The 3,466-nt window shown below is 39.9% G+C and carries 6 protein-coding genes; 3 read left to right on the top strand and 3 right to left on the bottom strand.

Translation table 11 applies throughout. The features are described 5' to 3' along the window. The 3 genes from ACFIL2_RS00360 to ACFIL2_RS00370 all read left to right on the top strand — a co-directional run. Positions 1-304, top strand: a 304-nt coding sequence (locus ACFIL2_RS00360) for a phage antirepressor KilAC domain-containing protein (RefSeq protein ID WP_375680284.1), incomplete at its 5' end; no start/stop codon positions are given. Further along, positions 301-579, top strand: a complete 279-nt coding sequence (locus ACFIL2_RS00365) for a hypothetical protein (protein WP_375640504.1) — start codon at positions 301-303, stop codon at positions 577-579. The genes ACFIL2_RS00360 and ACFIL2_RS00365, both read left to right, overlap by 4 nt. Before the next feature lie 123 nt (positions 580-702). After that, the gene (locus tag ACFIL2_RS00370) at positions 703-954 is read left to right on the top strand and encodes a type II toxin-antitoxin system prevent-host-death family antitoxin (protein WP_375637928.1); all 252 of its coding nucleotides are present in this window, start codon (positions 703-705) and stop codon (positions 952-954) included. A 75-nt stretch (positions 955-1,029) separates the two neighbouring features. Here the strand turns inward: ACFIL2_RS00370 and ACFIL2_RS00375 are convergent, their stop codons facing one another. From ACFIL2_RS00375 to ACFIL2_RS00385, 3 genes are all read right to left on the bottom strand, one after another. Next, the gene (locus tag ACFIL2_RS00375) at positions 1,030-1,338 is read right to left on the bottom strand and encodes a HigA family addiction module antitoxin (protein ID WP_273721170.1); all 309 of its coding nucleotides are present in this window, start codon (positions 1,336-1,338) and stop codon (positions 1,030-1,032) included. Between the two features lie 10 nt (positions 1,339-1,348). Further along, entirely contained in the window at positions 1,349-1,627 is a 279-nt protein-coding gene (locus ACFIL2_RS00380) for a type II toxin-antitoxin system RelE/ParE family toxin (protein ID WP_375618870.1), read from the bottom strand. A gap of 470 nt (positions 1,628-2,097) precedes the next feature. Continuing rightward, a complete protein-coding gene (locus tag ACFIL2_RS00385; protein WP_375680285.1) occupies positions 2,098-3,465 on the bottom strand; it encodes a Bgr_08870 family protein in 1,368 nt (455 codons plus the stop codon). Position 3,466: the final 1 nt, after the last annotated feature.

The following is a 3,466-nucleotide window of genomic DNA, read 5'->3' on the forward strand; positions in this document are numbered from 1 at the left end:
AGCAGAGGCTTTAGAAGGTCTAAAACGCTCTGATGGTCTGTTTGGTTTAATTGAAGCAGCAAAGATGTTGGAGGTACGACCAAAGGATTTAACGGATTACTTGCGTAAACATGATTGGGTGTATCGACGGGCTCCAGGGGCGCCTTTGTTGCCTTATCAAGATAAAATCAAGAAAGGCTTTATGGATTGCCCTGCTATCACCATTCAAAGACCGGATGGTACAGAGAAAGTACTACCTTCAACAAAAATCACATCCAGAGGATTGGCATGTTTGAGAGAACAAATCCATGGAGGTGTGCAATGAAGATAGATACCAACTTCTTATGCGATTTATGGATAGCATTATCTCAATTTTCTAATGATGAAAATGTGAGCGACAAAGATTGTAGTGCTCTAGTTCAAACTATGAATGCAATAGAAAAGGTTCTAGTTTTAAAGCTTCAAGATGACGTGCCCAATATTACAAAAATCTTGGCAATTTTGACAGATTTTGGAGCTTCAGAACTTCCACATAGCATGGATTCTTTGGTACGCGCTTATGAACCAAATTCCGAGAGCCCCATTAAAAAGGTTGCTTAAGTTCAAAAACATGTTTTATCTCCTCGTCTTTGAGGCGGGGAGGTAGTTAATGCCGTAAAATATCTTTACATGATACATATTGTACGCATAATACGTATTATACATTAAAGATAGGATGTGCATATGAAAAAATATAGTTTTACAGATGTAAACCGCGGGGCAGGCGATATTTTAGACGAGGCTATGTCTACACCTGTCGCTTTGACAAAGCGAGGGCGTGAAAAAATCATTATGCTTCCTGTTGATTTATATAATGAATTAGTAAAATCTCGTTCTGGTGCACAATCTTTTGTTTATGCAGATGCACCGCAAAATATATTAGATGATTTAAATCGTGGTTTAGATGACATTTTGAATAGTGATGAACATGTTTAAAGCGGGGGATGTTGTTCGATATTATTATTTATCCAGTATTCCATAAAACATTATCCCTTGAGAGTGAGGAAGAGATCAAACAGCGTGAAGTGTTGGAACTTTGCTAACATTTGTTTCACGTTCAGCATGCCAAGCATCATAATTAGCTTGCATACGTAACCATATAGCAGCTCCATCACCAAACATTTTGCCAAGACAAGCGGAAATAGCAGGAGAAACAGGCTTTTTTGCGTTCAGAATATCGTAGAGATGTTGGCGTGATATACCAAGCATCTGCGCAATTTCTGATTTTGTTTTGCCTGTTTCAGGAATAATTTCTGCTAAAACTTCTCCTGGATGAGTAGGACAACGGTTTTTATCTCTTTGTGCAGGAATGTCATTCATAACTGTATCCTTAGTGATATTGTTCAAGATCAACACGGTAAGCATTACATGAGTCAAATTCAAAGGTAATACACCATGGTCCGTTAACGTGGACAGTGTAACGAGTGGGTGAATATCCAATCAAAGAATGAAAGTTGAATCCTGGAAGATTCATATCTTCTGGTCTTTCAGAAATATCTAAACGATCAAGACGAACCATGATACGTTTTACAAGCTTCTTATCAATCTTGGATGAATTTCCCGTTTTGAATAATTCTGCCAATGTTTTGCTTTTAAACGTTTTAATCATTCTTTTATATAGCGTAAAATACTGTTAATGTCAACAAATAGCTTACATTATAAGTGCTAAAATGGAAAAAACAGTAACATCCCATTAGAAACCCTTATCGTCTAGACTTGTTTTTCTTTTCTCCACCTCATGCGTAAAGAGAAGAATAGGTGCATGGAGGGGATAAATTTGCACGTTAACAAGGATTTTACAAACATACCAACGGCTGTCTGATCAAATATTGCTAAAAACTTAGATCCCTTGCCATTCTTAATAAAGTGAATACGAAGTTTAAATTCTATTGTCATTTTGCTCTCCAAATTAATGAAGAGACCATAACAACCATCTACACTCTCTCATAAGACTGACAGTGTCAGTAAAAAATGGGTTTAAAGGGGGCTTTATAAGAAGAAACTATACAGTTTATAAGCCATCAGACAATAAGAGTCCGTTTAGAAAGTATTATTGTTTTTTATACCTGCATAAACCATTTAATCTTTCCACAATCTTATAAGGACAGCGCCATCAGCTCCAGCGCCACTTGAAGAAGAATCAGAGTGAGCGCCAGCACCACCACCACCAAAACCACGCCCTGCTTTTCCTGAACTATAGGAACCTTTTCCGACTCCTCCAGCGCCACCCCTTGATGTATCACCCCCAGCATCACCTCCATTACCACTTGTCTTGCTCGTAATTCCACTTGTTCCTGAACAACCATTTCCGCCTTTGGCAATTCCTAGATGTTCGTCTGTTGCTAAACCAAAGTTTCCACCTGTACCTCCAGCACCACCAGATCCTGAATAGTAGTAAGTAGTACCACCAACAAAATTTGCGCGAGAGTTATCGTAATAAGCACCCCCACCACCACACCCTCCTGTAGCGGTAATAAAATTCTTTCCAACAGCTGTTGTTCCTCCAGAATTACCTTTTGCATAGCGTTTTGCAACAGCAGCTCCTCCTTTTCCAATTGTGATATCTTGATGACCATTTAAACTCGCTTTATAGCCATACCACACGCTACAACCGCCACCGCCGCCACCGCCGCCTAATCTTGGTGTATCGGCTCCACCGCCACTACCACCACCACCCCAGGCTGTAATTTCGACTTTAGTTTTATCGGTGACCCAGACGGGCCACTGAATTTTTCCATCCTGTGTATAGAGCAATTCAGCATCAGCAAGAGCCGGCCAATTCGTGATTTTATCAGTCAAATCTTTTTTAAGACTCTTTATTTGTGCCAGTATAGCTGCATCCACTTGTGATTTGGTATAAACAACATCACCATCAACTTTAAGCGGTCCTTTAAGCGTACTTTCATTTGCGCTTAAACGGGTAACCACTTTCCTTTTCGGACGACTGAAGAAGTCAGATGATAAATTGCCCAAGATCTCCAAGTCGTCACCCATGGTGACTTTTCTGTTAAATGTGTTGTAACCTTGCCATTCATTTGGGCTTGTGAGGCGTCCATAGCTTGTGAGATCTTCGTTAAGCTTGGCTCTAAAATCGTCAAGACCCACGATATCTTCTGTTTTATGTTGATGCGCGCCTAACAATGATATAGCACTGCCGAAGGTGAAGTTATTATTGCTTGATTTATAGAGAACATAATTGTTAGCCGCATCTTTGGCGCCCTCGATATCGCTTAAATCAGCAAAAGTGAAGGTTTTATCCGCTGCCATCTTGGACTTCAGGGCTGCTTCAAGATCTGCAACATCACTTATTGTGTGCATGTGTTTTGAAGGTGCTTTTTCGTTTACCTTTTCCTCAATATCAACAATGGCTTGATCAATTTTGGTCAAGTTTTCGCGCAAGATGGGGAATTCAGAACTGATAAAACGCCCTTCTTTAGGCAATTCCATG

The organism is Bartonella sp. AP30XZML (assembly GCF_042195945.1).
In the GTDB taxonomy this organism is placed as follows: Bacteria; Pseudomonadota; Alphaproteobacteria; order Rhizobiales; family Rhizobiaceae; genus Bartonella.